This window comes from Cupriavidus sp. 2KB_3 (assembly GCF_052115685.1).
GTDB classification, from domain to species: domain Bacteria; phylum Pseudomonadota; class Gammaproteobacteria; order Burkholderiales; family Burkholderiaceae; genus Cupriavidus; species Cupriavidus campinensis.
Genome location: NZ_JBFRHD010000001.1, coordinates 198,550 through 216,176 on the forward strand (window position 1 = coordinate 198,550; position 17,627 = coordinate 216,176).

Below are 17,627 nucleotides of genomic sequence, written 5' to 3' on the forward strand. Positions count from 1 at the left end.
GTGGCTTTTTTACTGCCAGCACCGCCTCGGACCTCAGGCAGGCAGGCGGATATCGGCCAGATCCCAGCGCGGCGTGACGCCGTAGTCGTAGCCGTGGCGAGCCACCTGTGGCGCGGCCTGGAGCCGCATTGCGCCGGCAAACGCGATCATCGCGCCGTTATCGGTGCAGAAGGCGAGATCCGGATAGTAGACGTCCACCTTGCGGCGCCGCCCCATTTCGTTCAGGCGCTCGCGCAGTTGCTGGTTGGCGCCCACGCCGCCGGCCACCACCAGGCGCTTGTGCCCGGTCTGCTTGAGCGCGGCGAACGACTTGGCGGAGAGCACATCGACGATGGCATCGACAAACGCGCGCGCGAGGTTCGCGCGATCCTGCTCGCACGGGTTCGAAAGCTTGCGGGTTTGTGTCAGCACGGCGGTCTTGAGCCCTGCGAACGAGAAATCGAGGTTGCCCGAATGGAGCATCGGCCGGGGCAGGTCGAACGCGCCCGGCGAGCCGAACGCGGCCATCCGCGACACTTCCGGGCCACCCGGATAGCCCAGGCCGAGCAGCTTGGCGGTCTTGTCGAAGGCCTCGCCGGCAGCATCATCGAGGGTCTCGCCGAGTAGCGTGTAGTCGCCTACGCCCTTGACCTCCATCAACTGCGTATGGCCGCCCGAGACCAGCAGCGCGATGAACGGGAAGGGCGGCGGCGCGTCGGTCAGCAGCGGCGAGAGCAGATGGCCCTCCAGATGATGGACGCCGACCATCGGCACGTTCAGCGCGAAACCGAGCGCGTTGGCGACCGAAGCGCCCACCAGCAGTGCGCCGGCAAGCCCCGGCCCCTGGGTGTAGGCAATGGCGTCGATGTCCTGGCGCGTGCGGCCGGCGTCGTCCAGCACCTGGCGCAGCAGGGGCAGCACGCGGCGGATATGGTCGCGCGAGGCCAGTTCGGGCACCACGCCGCCGTATTCGCGGTGCATGGCGATCTGCGAGTGCAGCGCGTGCGCGAGCAGGCCGGCCTCGGTGTCATAGAGGGCCAGCCCGGTTTCATCGCAGGAGGATTCGATACCGAGGACGAGCATGAAAAACAGGAACGGCCGGTGCGACAAACGCGGAATTGGCGTCGATCGTGCCGGCAAGTGCGCATAAACAGGGAAGGACAGCAGGGTAGCACAGCGGCAGGCGGCGCGCCGGCGCGGCTTTTCGCTACAATCCACGCTTCTTGAAAGGCAGGTATGACAACAGGGGCGATGAAGGGCAAGGCCGACCGGTTCGACGTGGCAGTGCTGGGCGCAGGGGCGGCCGGCATGATGTGTGCCGCAGTGGCCGGGCAGCGCGGGGCGCGCGTGGTGCTGATCGACCACGCGACGCGGCTCGCTGAGAAAATTCGCATCTCGGGCGGGGGGCGTTGCAATTTCACGAATCTGCAGGCGGGTCCGGCCAATTACCTGTCATCGAACCCGCATTTCTGCCGGTCGGCGCTGGCGCGCTACACCCCGCAGGACTTCCTGGCGCTGATGCGCCGGTACGATATCGACTGGCATGAGAAACATCGCGGCCAGCTGTTCTGTAACAACAGCGCCGAGGACGTGATCCAGATGCTGCGCGCCGAATGTGACGCAGGCAGCGTGCACTGGCGCACCGGCTGCACCATCGACGAAATTCGCCGTGAAGGCGATGACTATCTGCTGCTGACCACGCAAGGCGCGGTGCGCGCCGGCGCGGTGGTCGTGGCAACGGGTGGTCTGTCGATTCCGAAGATCGGGGCCACGGATTTCGGCTACCGCATCGCTCGCCAGTTCGGGCTCAAGATGATCGATACGCGGCCCGCGCTGGTGCCGCTGACGTTCGACGGCCAGGCGTGGCAGCCCTTCGTGCCGCTGGCCGGGGTGTCGATGGAAGTCGATATCCGCACGGGCAGCGGCAAGGCGGCCGGCGCGTTCAAGGAAGACCTGCTGTGGACGCACCGCGGGCTGTCCGGCCCGGCCGTGCTCCAGATTTCCAGCTACTGGCGCCCCGGCACGCCAATCGAGATCGACCTGTTTGATGGCGAGGATGCCGCCGAGTGGCTGATCGGACATAAGAAGGGCAGCCGGAAGCACCTGGCGAACCTGCTCGGCGAGCGCCTGCCGTCGCGGCTGGCCGACGCATGGTGCGCGGCGGCCGGCTTGTCGGGCGCCCTGCCGGTGGCGGACCTACCGGACAAGGCCCTGCGCCAGCTAGGCGACGCGCTGAACCGCTGGCGGCTGGTGCCTTCGGGCACCGAGGGCTACAAGAAGGCCGAAGTGACGATCGGCGGCGTGGACACGCGCGGGCTGTCGTCCGCCACGATGATGGCGCGCGAGGTGGACGGCCTGTACTTCATCGGCGAGGTGGTGGACGTGACTGGCTGGCTGGGCGGCTACAACTTCCAGTGGGCCTGGGCGTCGGCCGTCGCAGCCGGCGAGGCAGTGGCCGAAGCGTCACGTGGCGCGAGCGCTGTGGCGTAGCGGGCACGGTCCGTCCAGGCGCGGCCGATGCGCGTGCAGCGTCACAGGCCTTGCGCTACAATCGGCGCTCTCATCACGCTGGCAAGGGCTGGCAGCCGGCAATCTCTTCTTTCCTTTTTGGCCAAATGACGACGATTCGCCTCAAAGAAAATGAACCGTTCGAAGTCGCGATGCGCCGCTTCAAGCGCACTATCGAGAAGAATGGGCTGATTCCCGAGCTGCGGGCGCGAGAGTTTTACGAGAAGCCGACCGCCGAGCGCAAGCGCAAGCGGGATGCTGCAGTGAAGCGCCATTACAAGCGCATCCGCAGCCAGACGCTGCCCAAGAAGCTCTACTGATCGCGTCTTGCGTCAGCTCCGAACCCGCTGCGGGCATGGCTCCGGCGGGTTTTTGCGTTATGGTCCAATAATCGGTCCGGGCGACGCCGCGCTGGCGGGCCCGGTTGCTGTCCATCCATTTTTTCGGAAATCTGCCATGTCCCTCAAAGCCCGTATCAACGACGACATGAAGGCCGCCATGCGCGCCCGTGAATCCGAGCGGCTCGGCACCATCCGCCTGCTCATGGCGGCCATCAAGCAGCGCGAGGTGGATGACCGCGTGGAACTGGACGACGCCGGCATCACCGCCGTCGTGGACAAGATGCTCAAGCAGCGCAAGGACTCGATCTCGCAGTTCGAGCAGGCCGGCCGTACCGACCTCGCGGACAAGGAGAAGGCCGAGGTGGAAGTGTTGACCGCCTATATGCCGGCCCAGTTGTCCGAAGCCGAGGTGGCCACCGAAGTCCAGAAGGCCGTGAGCGAGTCCGGCGCGGCCGGTCCGCAGGACATGGGCAAGGTCATGGGCCTGGTCAAGGCGCGCCTGGCAGGCCGCGCCGACATGACCGCCGTCTCCGCGCTGGTCAAGGCGGCGCTGACGGGCAAGTAATCGGCAGGTTCAGGGTGTTGGCGTGGCGTTGGGCGAAGATGCCGTCAGGTTGACGGGGCTTGGCGATGAAAGCCCGGTTTTTCGGGCGCCACGTTGCATCTGCACTACAATGATTCGATAGCCACCGGGCGACGTTCCGGTCACGCATTCACAGAAAAGCGGTCGCCAACATGGCAGGCCGCCTCCATCAGGACGGTCAGTCGGGTGATTCCGCAATCCTTTATTCAGGACCTGCTCAACCGTGTCGACATTGTCGATGTGGTGGGCAAGTATGTGCAGCTGAAGAAGGGCGGCGCCAATTTCATGGGCCTCTGCCCGTTCCACAACGAGAAATCCCCGTCGTTCACAGTCTCGCCGACCAAACAGTTCTATCACTGCTTTGGCTGCGGCGCCCATGGTTCGGCCATCGGCTTCCTGATGGAGTATTCGGGCCAGTCCTACCCCGATGCAGTGCGCGAGCTGGCGCAGTCCGTGGGGGTGACGGTGCCGGAGGAGCGTGATCGCCTGCCGCCGGCCCAGCGTGCCGAGCAACAGGCCAAGTCCGTGGCGTTATCCGACGCCATGACGCGCGCCACCGAGTTCTATCGCAAGCAGCTGCGCAGTGCGCCGCAGGCCATCCAGTACCTCAAGGGGCGGGGCCTGACCGGCGAGATCGCGGCGAATTTCGGCCTTGGCTATGCGCCGGACGACTGGCAGGGCCTGGAAGCGGTCTTCGGCAGCTATCGGGACGACAACGTGGCTGCCCCGCTGGTGGAAGGCGGGTTGCTGATCGAGTCGAGCGATAAGCGGGACGCAGACGGCAAGCCGCGCCGCTACGACCGATTCCGCGACCGCATCATGTTCCCGATCCGCAACACGAAGGGGAATGTGATTGGCTTCGGTGGCCGGGTGATGGGCCAGGGCGAGCCAAAGTACCTGAACTCCCCGGAAACGCCGCTCTTCAGCAAGGGAACCGAGCTGTACGGCTTGTTCGAGGCCCGGCACGCCATCCGCGAAAATGGCTACGTGTTGGTGGTGGAAGGCTACATGGACGTAGTGGCGCTGGCCCAACTCGGCTTTGCCAACGCCGTGGCCACGCTCGGTACTGCGTGCACGACCGTGCACGTGCAGAAGCTGTTGCGCCAGACCGACGCCGTGGTGTTCTCGTTCGATGGCGATTCAGCGGGCCGTCGTGCGGCAAGACGGGCGTTGGAGGCATGTTTGCCGCACGTTGCCGACAACAAGACGATACGTTTCCTGTTTTTGCCGGCAGAACACGATCCGGACAGCTATGTGCGGGAAGAGGGCACGGACGCCTTTGCCCGCCAGGTGCAAACCGCGATGCCACTGTCGCGCTTCCTGCTCCAGGTGGTTACGGAGGAGCAGGACCTGCGCCAGCCCGAAGGCCGCGCCCGCGCCCAGTACGAGGCCAAGCCGCTGCTCCAGTCGATGCCGGCTGGCGGCCTGCGGCTACAGATCGTGCGCGAACTTGCCGATGCTACCGGTACGACACCTGCCGAGATCGAGGCCGTGTGTGGGTTGGGCAGCGATTCGTCGCGGGTGGGGCGTTTCGCCCAGCCAAGGCCGCGCGCGCGCCGTCAGGCGCCCACCGGGCTGGAACAGCGCGTGATTCAGTTGCTGATGAGCTATCCGTCACTTGCCAGCCGTCTCGATGCCGATACACGGGCGCTGCTGCTAGATAGCGCAAGGCCAGAAGCCGAAGTGCTCGCTCACTTGGTGGAGGCCTGCGATGGTCTCCAGGGGGCGGTGAACTTCGCGGCATTCAGCGAGCACCTGGCGCAAACGCCGTATGCCGAGGTCTACGCAGGGGCTCGGACGGCGGTGCTCAAGGAAGAAATCGACGAGGAGCCGGCGACGATGGAATTCGACGGCGCCATCCACAAATTATTGGCAGAACCCTTGCAACGCGAGCTGGAAGTGCTTCAAAAGGCAGTTTCGGCCGGTGGCGCCAGCGAGGCGGACAAGACCCGCATGGTCTGGCTGGTGGCCGAGGTGCAGCGCCGCCGTCAGCTCGGCTTGCGGCCCGCCACGGCCGATGGGGCCTGAGCCGGCAAGGGTTGGACAGGATGCGGCGGAAAGGTGAAATGGGGGCTTGAGTGCACAACGGCGGGTGCCCAGACGGGGATATCTGGCGCTTGTCCGGTGCTTAAGCCTTGATTTTTCAGGTGAAAACCTTACCTGAGTGGAAGCCGGGTGTTGGTGACGTGCTACAATGCCCGGTTTGGATTGCGAAATCTCTCTCCAGTACTGGCGAAAGTGAGCGTGCCAATGGCAAAGGCCAAAGCAACCGAAAGGGTAGCCGATAAGGCGCCCTCCAAAGCTCCCCAATCAGGGAGCGGCAAGGCGTCCGTGAAAACAACGGCGGCGAAGACTTCGACCGCGACAGTCAGGACGACAACAGCCCGGTCTGCGCCAGCAAAGCCCGCGCACGGTGCAACTGCACCGGCAGGGACCACTTCCGCCAGGAATCGCATATCCGAAAAGACAAAGCCCTCGACTTCGGCACGCGAGAGCGGCGAGAGCGCCAATACGAGCGGCAAGCATCATGCCGCTTCTGCACCCGTGAAAGGCAAGAGTATCACCGTGGCGAAACAGCAGAATACCGAAGTCGAGAGCAAGCGTGCGGCAACGACGGCCAGCACCCGGAACGGAGGCGCCAAGACTGGCGCTGACGCCGTGGCGCCCAAGGCCCGTGCCGCGACTCCCGCACCCGTTGCATCCGAGCGTCCCGCTGCCCCGGCCGTCAAGCCGGAGCCCAAGAAGCGTGGCCGCAAGCCCAAGGCCGAGATGCAGCAAGACGACAGCACCCCAGAAGACGTGACTGAAGAGTTTTACGAAAACGACGCGCCAGCGGCCGCCGCACCTGCCGCTGCGCCCAAGACCGAGAAGCAGAAGGCCAAGGACCGCAAGGCCAAGGAAAAGGCGCTGCTCAAGGAGTTCGCCTCGACCCAGCAGGGCACCGAGGAGGAACTCGAGGTCCGCCGCCAGAAGCTCAAGGCGCTGATCAAGCTCGGTAAGTCGCGCGGCTACCTGACCTACGCGGAAATCAACGATCACCTGCCGGACGACATGGTCGATTCGGAAACGATCGACACGCTGGTCGCCACGCTGAACGACATCGGCATCGCCGTCTACGAGCAGGCGCCGGACGCCGAAACGCTGCTGCTCAACGACAACGCACCGTCCGCCACGAGCGAGGAAGAGGCTGAGGAAGAGGCGGAAGCCGCACTTTCTACCGTCGATTCCGAATTCGGCCGCACCACCGACCCGGTCCGCATGTACATGCGCGAAATGGGCACGGTGGAGCTGCTGACGCGCGAGGGCGAAATCGAGATCGCCAAGCGGATCGAAGCCGGCCTGAAGGACATGGTCATGGCCATCTCGGCCTGCCCGGTCACGATTTCCGAGATCCTGGCGCACGCCGAGCGCGTGGCGAACGACGAGATCAAGATCGACGAGTTCGTCGATGGCCTGATCGACCCGAACGCCGACGAAGTGGCGGAAGCCCCGGCTGCGGCCGCGGCGGCAGCCGATGAGGAAGATGTCGAGTCCGACGAGGAAAGCGACGGCGACGAGGAAGACGAGGACGACAGCGCTGCTGGCGGCGCGGCTTCGGCTCGCCAGCTGGAAGAACTGAAGCAGAACGCGCTGGAGAAGTTCCGCGTGATCGCCGAGCAGTTCGACAAGATGCGCCGTGCCTTCGAGAAGGAAGGCTACAAGTCCAAGCCGTACGTGAAGGCTCAGGAAGCGATCCAGGCCGAACTGATGGGCATCCGCTTCACCGCGCGTAACGTGGAGCGCCTGTGCGACACGCTGCGTGGCCAGGTGGACGAGGTGCGCAAGCTCGAGCGCGCGATCCTGAACATCGTCGTGGACAAGTGCGGCATGCCGCGTTCGGATTTCGTCGCCCGCTTCCCGGGCAACGAGACGAACCTGGACTGGATCCAGACCGTGGTGGCCGACAGCAAGGGCTACAGCACGATCGTCGAGCGTAACGTGCCGGCCGTGCACGAACTGCAGCAGAAGCTGATCGACCTGCAGGCGCGCGTGGTGCTGCCGCTGAAGGAACTGAAGGACGTCAACCGCAAGATGTCCGAGGGCGAGAAGCGCGCCCGCGAGGCCAAGCGCGAGATGACCGAGGCCAACCTGCGTCTGGTGATCTCGATCGCCAAGAAGTACACGAACCGTGGCCTGCAGTTCCTGGATCTGATCCAGGAAGGCAACATCGGCCTGATGAAGGCGGTGGACAAGTTCGAATATCGTCGCGGCTACAAGTTCTCCACGTACGCCACGTGGTGGATCCGCCAGGCCATCACGCGTTCGATCGCGGACCAGGCGCGCACGATCCGGATTCCGGTGCACATGATCGAAACGATCAACAAGATGAACCGGATTTCGCGTCAGATCCTGCAGGAAACGGGCAACGAGCCCGATCCGGCAACGCTGGCCGAAAAGATGGAGATGCCGGAGGACAAGATCCGCAAGATCATGAAGATCGCGAAGGAGCCGATCTCCATGGAAACGCCGATCGGTGACGACGACGACTCGCATCTGGGCGACTTCATCGAAGACACGAACACGCTGGCGCCGGCCGAGGCCGCGCTGCATGGTTCGATGCGCGACGTGGTGAAGGACGTGCTGGACAGCCTGACGCCGCGCGAGGCCAAGGTGCTGCGGATGCGTTTCGGCATCGAAATGAGCACGGACCACACGCTCGAAGAAGTGGGCAAGCAGTTCGACGTGACACGTGAACGGATTCGCCAGATCGAGGCCAAGGCACTGCGCAAGCTGCGCCACCCGAGCCGCTCCGACAAGCTGAAGAGCTTCCTGGAAGGCAACTAAGCCCTCCAAGGGCCTCTAGCTCATGCCTGGTTAGAGCAGCGGACTCATAATCCGTTGGTGCCGTGTTCGACTCACGGGAGGCCCACCAACTTACGTGGTAGCAAAAAGGGGTTACGGTTATGCCGTAACCCCTTTTTTTTCGGGGACGACTTAGCCCGCCACAGCACCGGCAGCCGGAACGATGCCACCGTCGTTGAACATGGCACAGCTTGGTTGGTGACGATGACGCCTTTAACGGTCACCGGTCTGATCCGCTGAAGTCGCGATTGACAATGTCGACAAAGGTCGACAGGAATTCAGCGGCGCCCTACAAGACCGTTGGCATTCGCACGTGCGCGACGCATCATATGGGGATCGGAATTTCCCCCCCCTTGATTGATGTCCTTCCACGGAGCCCAAGAAATGAGACTGATCGGCATGCTCGATTCCCCCTACGTGCGGCGCGCGGCCATCTCGCTGGCGTTGCTCGACGTGCCGTTCCGGCATGAATCGGTATCGGTGTTCAGCACCTTCGAGCAATTCCGCGCGATCAATCCCGTGGTCAAGGCGCCCTCGCTGGTCTGCGACGACGGCACCGTGCTGATGGATTCCTCGCTGATCATCGACTACGCGGAAGCCGTGGCGGGGCGCAGTCTCATGCCGTCTGAGCTTGGCGCGCGTCAGCCGGTGCTGCGCATCATCGGCCTGGCGCTGGCTGCGTGCGAGAAGGCCGTGCAGGATGTCTACGAACACAACCTGCGCCCGGCCGAGAAGCAGCACCAGCCCTGGCTGGACCGCGTGGACGGGCAACTCGCCCGCGCCTATGCGCTGCTGGAACAGGAAATTGCGACGCGCGCCGTGCCGGCCGATGCCAGCACGCTGACTCAGGCCGACGTGACAACCGCCGTGGTCTGGACCTTCACGCAGGCGCTGCTGCCGGGCAAGGTGGCGCCTGCGCAACATCCGTCGCTCGCGGCATTTACCGCCGCCATAGAGCAATTCGACGTTTTCCGCAATTGGCCACACGCCTGAGGGTGCACCCGTCCGGAGGTGCGATACCCCACTAATTTCCCCACAAATGGGTGATGTCGGCAGAGGGGCCTTCGCGCAAGATAGTCCCGGGGCGACAGGATCCTTGCCCCGCTACCACTTCAGCCCCGCGACCTCCCCGGCCTGCGGGGCTCTTTCATTCCGGGGCCAGGTTTCGGAATCTTCCTATCGCGCGCGCAGGATCGCCTCGATCTTCTCCGCCGCCGCGCGCAGTGGGGGCAGGTAGTGCGATTCCAGATAGGCCTGGTTGCGGCTGCCCAGCACCATGCTTAGCCCCAGGCCGGCCACGGTCTTGCCGGTCTGGTCGCGTAGCGGCACGGAAATGCCGGCGAAGCCATCGACGAGTTCGCTGACCAGCGTGCAGAAGCCATCGGCTCGAACTTGTTCGAGCTTGCGCGCCAGCGCCGCCCGCGAGTCGATCGTGAACGGCGTCAGCTTGCGCAGTTCGGCGGCATCCAGATAGGTCACCAGCGCGGCATCGTCCAGTCCCGCCAGCAGCACGCGGCCCAGCGAGTGGGCATACGCGGGCATGCGGCGGCCGATGGCCATGTCCACGCGCAGCATCTGGCTCGGCTCCTCGCGCGCCACCAGCACCACCGAGTCGCGGTCGAACATGCCGATCGAGCAGCTTTCGCCCACCTCGGCGCAGAGCGCCTGGAGATAGGGGCGGGCCAGTTGCGGCAGGTTCATCGAGGCAAAGTAGGCATAGCCGAGGTCCATCACCTTGGGCGTCAGCGCAAAGTAACGGCCGTCCTGCGCCAGGTAGCCGTTGTGCTCGAGCGTCAGCAGCAGCCGGCGCGCAGCGGCGCGGGTGACGTCGAGGTGCTCGGCCACTTCCTGCATGGTCAGCCGCTCCACGCCGCTCGCATACAGGCGCAGCAGCGCCAGCCCCTTGGTGAGCGAATCGAGCAGCTCGTCCTTCTTCGGGGCGTCGTGGGGGACGTCGTTGGCGGCGGTGGCGGCGGTGGCGTCGGAGCGCGTCATGCGAGGGTGGAAAAGGGGGATAAAGGGAAAGTAGGGGTTTGTCGGGATGCGGCGCAGACTTGCGTCCGGGCGTCCGATCCGTATGATAGGCGTTTTGCGAACATTTGTTCGGGAATCGTGGCTCAGTAGAAACCACGACACAAGAAGAACCTGGAGACAGCAATGAAGGTGATCACCACCCGGCAGGCGGCCGAGCTTGTCCAGAGCGGCTGGACCGTTGCCAGCGCGGGCTTCGTGGGCGCCGGCCACGCCGAGGGCGTGACCGAGGCACTGGAGTCGCGTTTCCTGCAGCACGGCCTGCCACGCGACCTGACGCTGGTCTATTCGGCCGGCCAGGGCGACCGCGGCGCGCGTGGGGTGAATCACTTCGGCAATGCCGGCATGACCCGGGCCATCGTCGGCGGCCACTGGCGCTCGGCCACGCGGCTGGCCACGCTCGCCATGAACGAGGACTGCGAGGGCTTCAACCTGCCACAGGGCGTGCTGACCCACCTGTACCGCGCCATCGCCGGCGGCAAGCCGGGTGTGATGACGAAGATCGGCCTCCATACGTTTGTCGATCCCCGCACGGCGCAGGACGCGCGCTACCACGGCGGCGCCATCAACCAGCGTGCGCGCGACGCCATCGCGGCAGGCCGTGCCAACTGGGTCGAGGCCGTGGATTTCCGGGGTGACGAATACCTGTTCTATCCGAGTTTTCCGATTGACTGCGCGCTGATCCGCTGCACCGCCTCGGACACGCGCGGCAACCTGAGCACGCACCGCGAGGCGTTCCACCATGAGCTGCTGGCGATGGCGCAGGCCGCGCACAACTCGGGCGGCATCGTGATCGCGCAGGTGGAGTCCATCGTCGACTATCACGAGAACCTCCAGGCGATTCACGTGCCGGGCATCCTGGTCGATTACGTGGTGGTCAGCGAGGAGCCGGCGCACCACCAGATGACGTTCGCCGAGACCTATAACGCGGCTTACGTCACGCCGTGGCGCGGGGAGGCCGCCGCCGCTGCGGAAGCGGCTCGCGAGGCCGAGGCACTGCCAACCACCGCCGCGCCGCTCGACGCCCGCACCATCGTCCAGCGCCGCGCCGCCATGGAGATCGCGCGCCGCCAGCCGCGCGTGGTCAACCTCGGCGTGGGCATGCCCGCCGCCGTGGGCGCGCTGGCGCACCAGGCCGGGCTCGGCGGCTTCACGCTGACCGTGGAGGCGGGCCCCATCGGTGGCACGCCGGCGGATGGCCTGAGCTTCGGCGCCTCCGCCTACCCCGAGGCCGTGGTGGATCAGCCGGCCCAGTTCGATTTCTACGAAGGCGGCGGCATCGACCTGGCCATCCTCGGCCTGGCCGAACTCGACGGCCACGGCAACGTCAACGTGAGCAAGTTTGGCGAAGGCGAGGGCGCGCTGATCGCGGGCGTGGGCGGCTTCATCAACATCACCCAGAGCGCCCGCGCGCTGGTCTTCATGGGCACGCTGACGGCGGGCGGGCTGGAAATCCGCGTCGAGGACGATCAACTACGCATCGTGCGCGAAGGCCGCGTCAAGAAGATCGTGCCCGAGGTCTCGCACCTGAGCTTCAACGGCCCGTATGTGGCCTCGCTCGGCGTGCCGGTGCTGTACGTGACCGAGCGCGCGGTCTTCGAGATGCGCGCCGATGCGCATGGCGAAGCACGCCTGACGCTGGTGGAGATCGCCCCGGGCATGGACCTGCAGCGCGACGTGCTCGACCAGTGCGCCACCCCCGTGGCCGTGGCCGACGACCTGCGCCAGATGGACCCGCGCCTGTTCCGCCCCGGCGTGATGACGCTCTGAATCTCGCACTGAATCGATTAGTTTGTGAACGCTAAGAAGCAGGCCGGCCATGACCGGCCCATTGGAGGAAACACCGTGCATTACCAACGTCGTCGTTTTACGATTTCCGCGCTCACGCTGTCCGTCGCGGCCACGCTGCCGCTGGCCGCCGCACCCGCGCTGGCCCAGCAGGGCTACCCGGACAAGCCGATCCGGCTCGTCGTGCCGTTCCCGGCCGGCGGCCCTACCGACACCGCTGCGCGCATCATCGGCCAGAAAATGGGCGAGAGCCTGAAGCAGACCGTGGTGATCGACAACCGCCCCGGCGCCTCGGGCACCATCGGCGCTGAAGCCGTGGCCAAGTCCGCGCCCGATGGCTACACGCTGCTGATGCTGGCCACGCCGACGCTGCTGGCCCCGCATTTGATCCCGCGCAAGAGCTACGACCTGTTCAAGGACCTGGCGCCCGTGGGTGCGGCCTATGAGCTGCCGATCGTGATGGTGGTCAATCCGCAGTCGATGCCCGATGTGACGGACCTCCAGCAGTACATCGCCAAGGTCAAGGCCAAGCCGGGTGAAACCAACTACACCAGCGCCGGCAACGGCAGCTTCGGTCATCTGTCGACGGAACTGCTGAAGAACCTCGGTCATTTCGATGTCCAGCACGTGCCGTACAAGGGCAGCGCGCCGGCGATTTCCGATCTGCTGGCCGGCCAGGTGCCGATGATGTTCGCGGACATGATCGCCGCGCTGCCGCACATCAAGGCCGGCAAGCTGCGGCCGATCGCGGTGGGGTCGGCCAAGCGCGTGAGCTTCACGCCCGATGTGAAGACCGTGGCGGAGCAGGGCTTCCCGGGCTTCGATGCGTCGTCGTGGGGCGGGCTGCTGGTGCCGGCCGGCACGCCGAAGGAGATCGTCGCCAAGTTGTCTGCCGAACTGAAGGCTGCGCTGGCCGATCCGACCGTCCAGCAGAAGATGCTGGGCGCCGGCACGGTGGCGTCCTATATGCCGCCCGACCAGCTCGCCACGCGCATGCGCAACGACTATGCGAAGTGGGGCAAGGTCATCAAGGACAACAACATCAAGAGCGACTAAGGCTGGCTGACGATTCAGACAGCCGTTTGGCGGTTCCTCGCCTATACCGGAGCGGAGCGGGGCGGGGGATAGGGCGGACCTTTGCCGATCAACATGTCGTACTTCGTTGATATTCCGGCCCTATCCTCCAACCCCTCTCCCTCCGGGATCGGGGAGCCACCAGCCGCTCAGCCCTGCGCCTGCAAGGTCTGCGCGTACTGCGACACTCCGTTCAGGTCGCGCAGGTCCACGGTCAGCGCGCGCGAGGCCGGATCGATGTTGATCTCGCCGAAAAACTGGAAACCGGCCAGCGGCGACAGGTTTTGCGCGGGCGGCGCCTTCTGGAACACCACGCGCGGCCCGAAGGTGTTGTCGAGCGGATTGGGGCCGAAGCTGCCCGCGTTGAGCGGCCCCGCCACGAATTCCCAGAACGGATCGAAATCCTGGTAGACCGCCCGCTCGGGCGCGTAATGGTGCGCGGCGCAGTAGTGCACGTCGGCGGTGATCCACACCACATTCTTCAGCCGGGCCTGGCGAATCCGCGTCAGCAGCCGCGCGGTTTCCAGTTCGCGGCCCAGCGCCGGGCCGTCGCCATTGGCGATGGCTTCCCAGCGCGCACGGCCCTGTGCATCCTTGCCATCGGGCACGCCGAGGCCAATCGGCATGTCCGCCGCAATCACCTTCCATGTGGCGCGCGACGCCACCAACTCCGCCATCAGCCACTCCAGCTGCGCGTTGCCGAGGAAGGGCGTGTCCGCGCCTTCCACGGTTTCGCGGTTGTAGCCGTTCGGGCCGCGGAAGCTGCGCATGTCGAGCACAAACACATCAAGCAGCGGGCCCTGGGCGATGTGGCGATGCACGCGCTCGTCCAGCCCCTGGCGGTGCCAGCGCATCGGCGCGTTTTCGAGGAAGGCGCGCCGGCCGCGTGCCACCAGCACGCTGACGTCCTTCTCGGTGTAGCGCGCATCGCCGGACAGATCCTTCGACGCGGACCAGTTGTTGGTCACCTCGTGGTCATCCCACTGCCAGATCTGCGGCACCTGCCGGGCGAAGGCGCGCACGTTCTCATCGAGCATGTTGTAGCGATGGCGGCCTCGGAATTCCTTCAGGGTCTCGGCCACCTTGCTGACTTCCTCGGTGACGACGTTCTTCCAGATCCGGCCGCCCTCGGCCTTCTGCTCGGCCTGGATGGGGCTGTCGGCGTAGATCGTGTCGCCGCTGTGGATGAAGAAGTCCGGGTTGCGCTGGCGCATGGCGTCGTAGATGCGCATGCCACCCAGTTCCGGGTTGATGCCCCAGCCCTGGCCGACCGTATCGCCGGACCAGACGAAGCGCACCGGGCGGTTGGCGGCCAGCGAGGGTGTGCGGAAGCTGCCGTCCAGCCACGGACCCAGGCCGCGCCGCTCGCCCGGATTCTCGAACGCCACGCGCACGAAGTACGGCTGGCCCGGCGCCAGGCCGGTCAGCAGCGTACGGGCGGTGAGATCGGTCTCGGCGCTGGCCAGCGGGCCGGAGAGGCGGGCGGCGTTGCGGAACGCCGGGTCGGCGCTGTATTCGATGACCATCCGCGCCGGGCGGTCGGCGCGCGCCCAGACCACGAGGCCGTCATCCGAGGGATCGCCCAGTTGGAGGCCCGCCGGCGCACCGGGCCGGGCCGAGGACACCACGGCCGGCGCTGCGATCAATGTGCCGCTAAAGGTACTCAGGCCGACGCCGAGACCCAGAAAGCGGCTCGACGTGCGCAGGAAGCGCCGGCGGGCCAGATCGGTCGGAGAAGGCACAAGTTGTGGCGTATTCGGCATGGATGGGTCTGGAATCGGGGTCCGGTGGGCCGCTGCCGGCACATCGTCGGGCCAGTATCGTCGCCGCGCCATGTGACACGGCGTTGACATGACATCTGGCGATACTCACGAAGCACCGGGCACTGATGGTAGAATCCAAGTCTTTGATTTTCTGGGCAATTGCCGATCGTGACCCAACGCCCCGCGTTGGCGCAGCCCGGCATGCCTTTCTCGAGACGCGTGTCAGTTGGCGCGGGCCTCGCCCGCCAGACACCGAAACCATGACGATGACGACCACCCCAGACCAGACCCCAGCCGCAGAGCAAACGTTCGAAAGCTTCGGGCTGGATTCGCGCATCCTGCGCGCCTTGACCGAACAGGGCTACACCACGCCGACGCCGATCCAGGCGCAGGCCATTCCGGTGGTCCTCCTCGGCAAGGACGTGATGGGCGCCGCGCAGACCGGCACCGGCAAGACGGCAGGCTTCGCGCTGCCGATCATCCAGCGCCTGCTGCCGATGTCGAGCGCGAGTGCCTCGCCCGCGCGCCACCCGGTGCGTGCGCTGATGCTGACGCCGACGCGCGAACTGGCCGATCAGGTCTACGACAACGTGGCGCGCTACGCCAAGCATACCGACCTGCGCAGCACGGTGGTGTTCGGCGGCGTGGACATGAACCCGCAGACCGATGCGCTGCGCCGTGGCGTGGAAATCCTCGTCGCCACGCCGGGCCGCCTGCTGGACCACGTGCAGCAGAAGTCGGTGAACCTGTCGCAGGTGCAGATGCTGGTGCTGGATGAAGCCGACCGCATGCTCGACATGGGCTTCCTGCCGGACCTGCAGCGCATCATCAACCTGCTGCCGGCACAGCGCCAGACGCTGCTGTTCTCGGCCACGTTCTCGCCGGAAATCAAGCGGCTGGCCTCGAGCTACCTGAAGCAGCCGGTGACGATCGAAGTGGCACGCAGCAACTCGACCAACGAGAACGTGCGCCAGATGGTCTACCGCGTGGAAGACGGCCACAAGCAGGCCGCCGTGGTGCACCTGCTCAAGCAGCGCGCGACGGAAACCGACTCGCGCCAGTGCATCGTCTTCGTCAACAGCAAGATCGGCTGCTCGCGCCTGGCGCGTCACCTGGAGCGCGAGGGCATCAACGCCGCCGCCATCCACGGCGACAAGACCCAGACCGAGCGCATGCAGACGCTGGAAGGCTTCAAGACCGGCACGATCGACGCCCTGGTGGCCACCGACGTGGCTGCCCGTGGCCTGGACATCCCGGCCATGCCGTGTGTGATCAACTTCGACCTGCCGTTCAGCGCGGAAGACTATGTGCACCGCATCGGCCGTACGGGCCGTGCCGGCGCCAGCGGCGATGCGCTGTCGATCTACGTGCCGGGCGGCGATGACCGCCTGCTGGCCGATATCGAGAAGCTGATCAAGCGCAGCATTCCGCGCGGCACGCTGGAAGGCTTCGACCCGACCGGCGAGCGTGCGCGCAGCGAGGAATCGGACCGTCGCCGCCAGCGTGGCGATGTGCGTCGCGCCCGTGACAACGGTGGCGAAGCGGCGGCGGAGGCGGAAGCCGCGCCGGGCCGTCGTCGTCGCACCGAAAGCGGTGGCCGTCAGGCGTTCCGTCCGTCGGACGATCCGTTCTTCTCGCGCCCTTACGAGCCGTCGAACCACCACGCCAACGCGCAGCCGGCCGACGAGCAACTGGCCGCCGCGCTGAGCCGTGGCCGCCCGGCGCCGAAGCGCCCCGTGGCCGCGCTGCTGGGCGGCGCGCCGCGCAAGTCGTAACAGACGGCTCGGGCAACAAAAAATGGCACCTTCGGGTGCCATTTTTTGTTTGGTCTGGCGGAAAGCCTGGTCAGCGTTGCATCGCCGCCCACTGCGCGGTTGCCGCCGCCAGCCAGGCCGGCAAGTTGGTCTCGCCATTGGCGATGCCGAGGTGCGCCCCGGCCACGCGCAGCGCATCCAGCGGGGCGGCCGTGTCGATGGCCTGCGCGCCGCTCTGCTTGCTCAGCTTCTCGCCATCGGCGTTCACCACCACGGGCACGTGCAGGTAGGACGGCGTGGGCAGGCCCAGCAGGTGTTGCAGGTGGATCTGGCGCGGCGTGGAGTCGAGCAGATCGGACCCGCGCACGATATGGGTAATGCCCTGCGCGGCGTCATCCACCACCACGGCGAGCTGATAGGCCCACAGGCCGTCCGCGCGGCGCAGGACGAAGTCGCCGAGTTCCTTTTCCAGATCCTGGCACTGGCGGCCCTGCCAGCGGTCGTCGAAGCAGATCGTCGCGGCCGGGCCGTCCGGCACGCGCACCCGCCACGCACGCGGCAGCTTGCCGTGCAGGCCGTTGCGGCAGGTGCCGGGGTAGCCGAGCGTCTGGTGGCGCTCGCGCACGTGTACCAGCGAGTCGGCAATTTCCTTGCGTGAGCAGCCGCAGGGGTAGAGCTGGCCGCTGGCGTCGAGGCGGCGCAGCGCATCGGCGTAGAGGGACTCGCGGCGGCTCTGCCACTCCGGCGCCTCGTCGGGGCGCAGCCCGAGCCGTTCCAAGGTCTGCAGGATGTCGAAATCGGCGCCTTTCACACAGCGCGGATAGTCGATGTCCTCGATGCGGACCAGCCAGTCACCGCCATGGGCGCGCGCGTCGAGCCAGCTGGCCAGTGCCGTGACCAGCGAGCCCAGGTGCAATGGGCCGGTGGGCGAGGGCGCAAAGCGCCCGCGATAGCGGGGCATCGG

At 66.2% G+C, this 17,627-nt stretch carries 14 protein-coding genes and 1 tRNA gene; 10 read left to right on the forward strand and 5 right to left on the reverse strand.

From position 1 onward, the window contains the following. Window positions 1–33 precede the first annotated feature (33 nt). Complete coding sequence (gene tsaD, locus AB4120_RS00945; RefSeq protein ID WP_092290352.1) at window positions 34–1,062, reverse strand: tRNA (adenosine(37)-N6)-threonylcarbamoyltransferase complex transferase subunit TsaD; 1,029 nt, start codon at window positions 1,060–1,062, stop codon at window positions 34–36. Between the two features lie 168 nt (window positions 1,063–1,230). Here tsaD and AB4120_RS00950 point away from each other — a divergent pair, with 168 nt between their 5' ends. From AB4120_RS00950 to dnaG, 4 genes are all read left to right on the forward strand, one after another. Beyond that, window positions 1,231–2,469 carry an NAD(P)/FAD-dependent oxidoreductase gene (locus AB4120_RS00950; protein WP_144199722.1) on the forward strand — a complete coding sequence of 413 codons (1,239 nt, stop codon included), beginning with the start codon at window positions 1,231–1,233 and terminating at the stop codon, window positions 2,467–2,469. Window positions 2,470–2,594: 125 nt separating this feature from the next. Continuing rightward, window positions 2,595–2,807, forward strand: coding sequence for a 30S ribosomal protein S21 (gene rpsU / locus AB4120_RS00955; RefSeq protein ID WP_144199698.1), 213 nt, complete (start codon window positions 2,595–2,597; stop codon window positions 2,805–2,807). A 136-nt stretch (window positions 2,808–2,943) separates the two neighbouring features. After that, the gene (locus tag AB4120_RS00960) at window positions 2,944–3,393 is read left to right on the forward strand and encodes a GatB/YqeY domain-containing protein (RefSeq protein WP_149135488.1); all 450 of its coding nucleotides are present in this window, start codon (window positions 2,944–2,946) and stop codon (window positions 3,391–3,393) included. 204 nt (window positions 3,394–3,597) lie between these two features. Then, a complete protein-coding gene (gene dnaG / locus AB4120_RS00965) occupies window positions 3,598–5,439 on the forward strand; it encodes a DNA primase (protein ID WP_441641751.1) in 1,842 nt (613 codons plus the stop codon). Window positions 5,440–5,600: 161 nt separating this feature from the next. Here dnaG and AB4120_RS00970 read toward each other — a convergent pair whose 3' ends face one another. Further along, window positions 5,601–5,933 (reverse strand): hypothetical protein, encoded by a 333-nt coding sequence (locus AB4120_RS00970; RefSeq protein WP_255370671.1) that lies wholly within the window; start codon window positions 5,931–5,933, stop codon window positions 5,601–5,603. A 22-nt stretch (window positions 5,934–5,955) separates the two neighbouring features. On the opposite strand from AB4120_RS00970, the gene rpoD reads away from it, so the two are divergent. The 3 genes from rpoD to AB4120_RS00985 all read left to right on the forward strand — a co-directional run bounded on the left by rpoD (window position 5,956) and on the right by AB4120_RS00985 (window position 9,246). Further along, window positions 5,956–8,235 (forward strand): RNA polymerase sigma factor RpoD, encoded by a 2,280-nt coding sequence (gene rpoD / locus AB4120_RS00975; RefSeq protein WP_149135489.1) that lies wholly within the window; start codon window positions 5,956–5,958, stop codon window positions 8,233–8,235. Window positions 8,236–8,244: 9 nt separating this feature from the next. Beyond that, a tRNA-Ile gene (locus tag AB4120_RS00980) sits at window positions 8,245–8,323 on the forward strand. Window positions 8,324–8,637: 314 nt separating this feature from the next. Then, window positions 8,638–9,246 carry a glutathione S-transferase family protein gene (locus tag AB4120_RS00985; protein WP_441641752.1) on the forward strand — a complete coding sequence of 203 codons (609 nt, stop codon included), beginning with the start codon at window positions 8,638–8,640 and terminating at the stop codon, window positions 9,244–9,246. 183 nt (window positions 9,247–9,429) lie between these two features. On the opposite strand, the gene AB4120_RS00990 is transcribed toward AB4120_RS00985, so the two are convergent. Further along, entirely contained in the window at window positions 9,430–10,248 is an 819-nt protein-coding gene (locus tag AB4120_RS00990) for an IclR family transcriptional regulator domain-containing protein (protein WP_441641753.1), read from the reverse strand. Window positions 10,249–10,410: 162 nt separating this feature from the next. Here AB4120_RS00990 and AB4120_RS00995 point away from each other — a divergent pair, with 162 nt between their 5' ends. Continuing rightward, the gene (locus AB4120_RS00995) at window positions 10,411–12,054 is read left to right on the forward strand and encodes an acyl CoA:acetate/3-ketoacid CoA transferase (RefSeq protein ID WP_149135491.1); all 1,644 of its coding nucleotides are present in this window, start codon (window positions 10,411–10,413) and stop codon (window positions 12,052–12,054) included. Between the two features lie 75 nt (window positions 12,055–12,129). Next, window positions 12,130–13,128 carry a Bug family tripartite tricarboxylate transporter substrate binding protein gene (locus AB4120_RS01000; protein ID WP_149135492.1) on the forward strand — a complete coding sequence of 333 codons (999 nt, stop codon included), beginning with the start codon at window positions 12,130–12,132 and terminating at the stop codon, window positions 13,126–13,128. 167 nt (window positions 13,129–13,295) lie between these two features. Here the strand turns inward: AB4120_RS01000 and AB4120_RS01005 are convergent, their stop codons facing one another. After that, window positions 13,296–14,909 (reverse strand): alkaline phosphatase D family protein, encoded by a 1,614-nt coding sequence (locus AB4120_RS01005; RefSeq protein ID WP_149135493.1) that lies wholly within the window; start codon window positions 14,907–14,909, stop codon window positions 13,296–13,298. A gap of 260 nt (window positions 14,910–15,169) precedes the next feature. Here AB4120_RS01005 and AB4120_RS01010 point away from each other — a divergent pair, with 260 nt between their 5' ends. Then, entirely contained in the window at window positions 15,170–16,684 is a 1,515-nt protein-coding gene (locus AB4120_RS01010) for a DEAD/DEAH box helicase (protein WP_149135494.1), read from the forward strand. A 70-nt stretch (window positions 16,685–16,754) separates the two neighbouring features. Here the strand turns inward: AB4120_RS01010 and gluQRS are convergent, their stop codons facing one another. Continuing rightward, window positions 16,755–17,624, reverse strand: coding sequence for a tRNA glutamyl-Q(34) synthetase GluQRS (gluQRS, locus tag AB4120_RS01015; RefSeq protein WP_149135495.1), 870 nt, complete (start codon window positions 17,622–17,624; stop codon window positions 16,755–16,757). Window positions 17,625–17,627 lie beyond the last annotated feature (3 nt).

Excerpts from the sequence above, each read along its gene's own strand:
- tsaD (WP_092290352.1), bottom strand. The coding sequence starts at position 1,062 with ATGCTCGTCCTCGGTATCGAATCCTCCTGCGATGAAACCGGGCTGGCC.
- AB4120_RS00950 (WP_144199722.1), top strand. The coding sequence starts at position 1,231 with ATGAAGGGCAAGGCCGACCGGTTCGACGTGGCAGTGCTGGGCGCAGGG.
- rpsU (WP_144199698.1), top strand. The coding sequence starts at position 2,595 with ATGACGACGATTCGCCTCAAAGAAAATGAACCGTTCGAAGTCGCGATG.
- AB4120_RS00960 (WP_149135488.1), top strand. The coding sequence starts at position 2,944 with ATGTCCCTCAAAGCCCGTATCAACGACGACATGAAGGCCGCCATGCGC.
- AB4120_RS00985 (WP_441641752.1), top strand. The coding sequence starts at position 8,638 with ATGAGACTGATCGGCATGCTCGATTCCCCCTACGTGCGGCGCGCGGCC.
- AB4120_RS00990 (WP_441641753.1), bottom strand. The coding sequence starts at position 10,248 with ATGACGCGCTCCGACGCCACCGCCGCCACCGCCGCCAACGACGTCCCC.
- AB4120_RS00995 (WP_149135491.1), top strand. The coding sequence starts at position 10,411 with ATGAAGGTGATCACCACCCGGCAGGCGGCCGAGCTTGTCCAGAGCGGC.
- AB4120_RS01005 (WP_149135493.1), bottom strand. The coding sequence starts at position 14,909 with ATGCCGAATACGCCACAACTTGTGCCTTCTCCGACCGATCTGGCCCGC.
- AB4120_RS01010 (WP_149135494.1), top strand. The coding sequence starts at position 15,170 with ATGACGATGACGACCACCCCAGACCAGACCCCAGCCGCAGAGCAAACG.
- gluQRS (WP_149135495.1), bottom strand. The coding sequence starts at position 17,624 with ATGCCCCGCTATCGCGGGCGCTTTGCGCCCTCGCCCACCGGCCCATTG.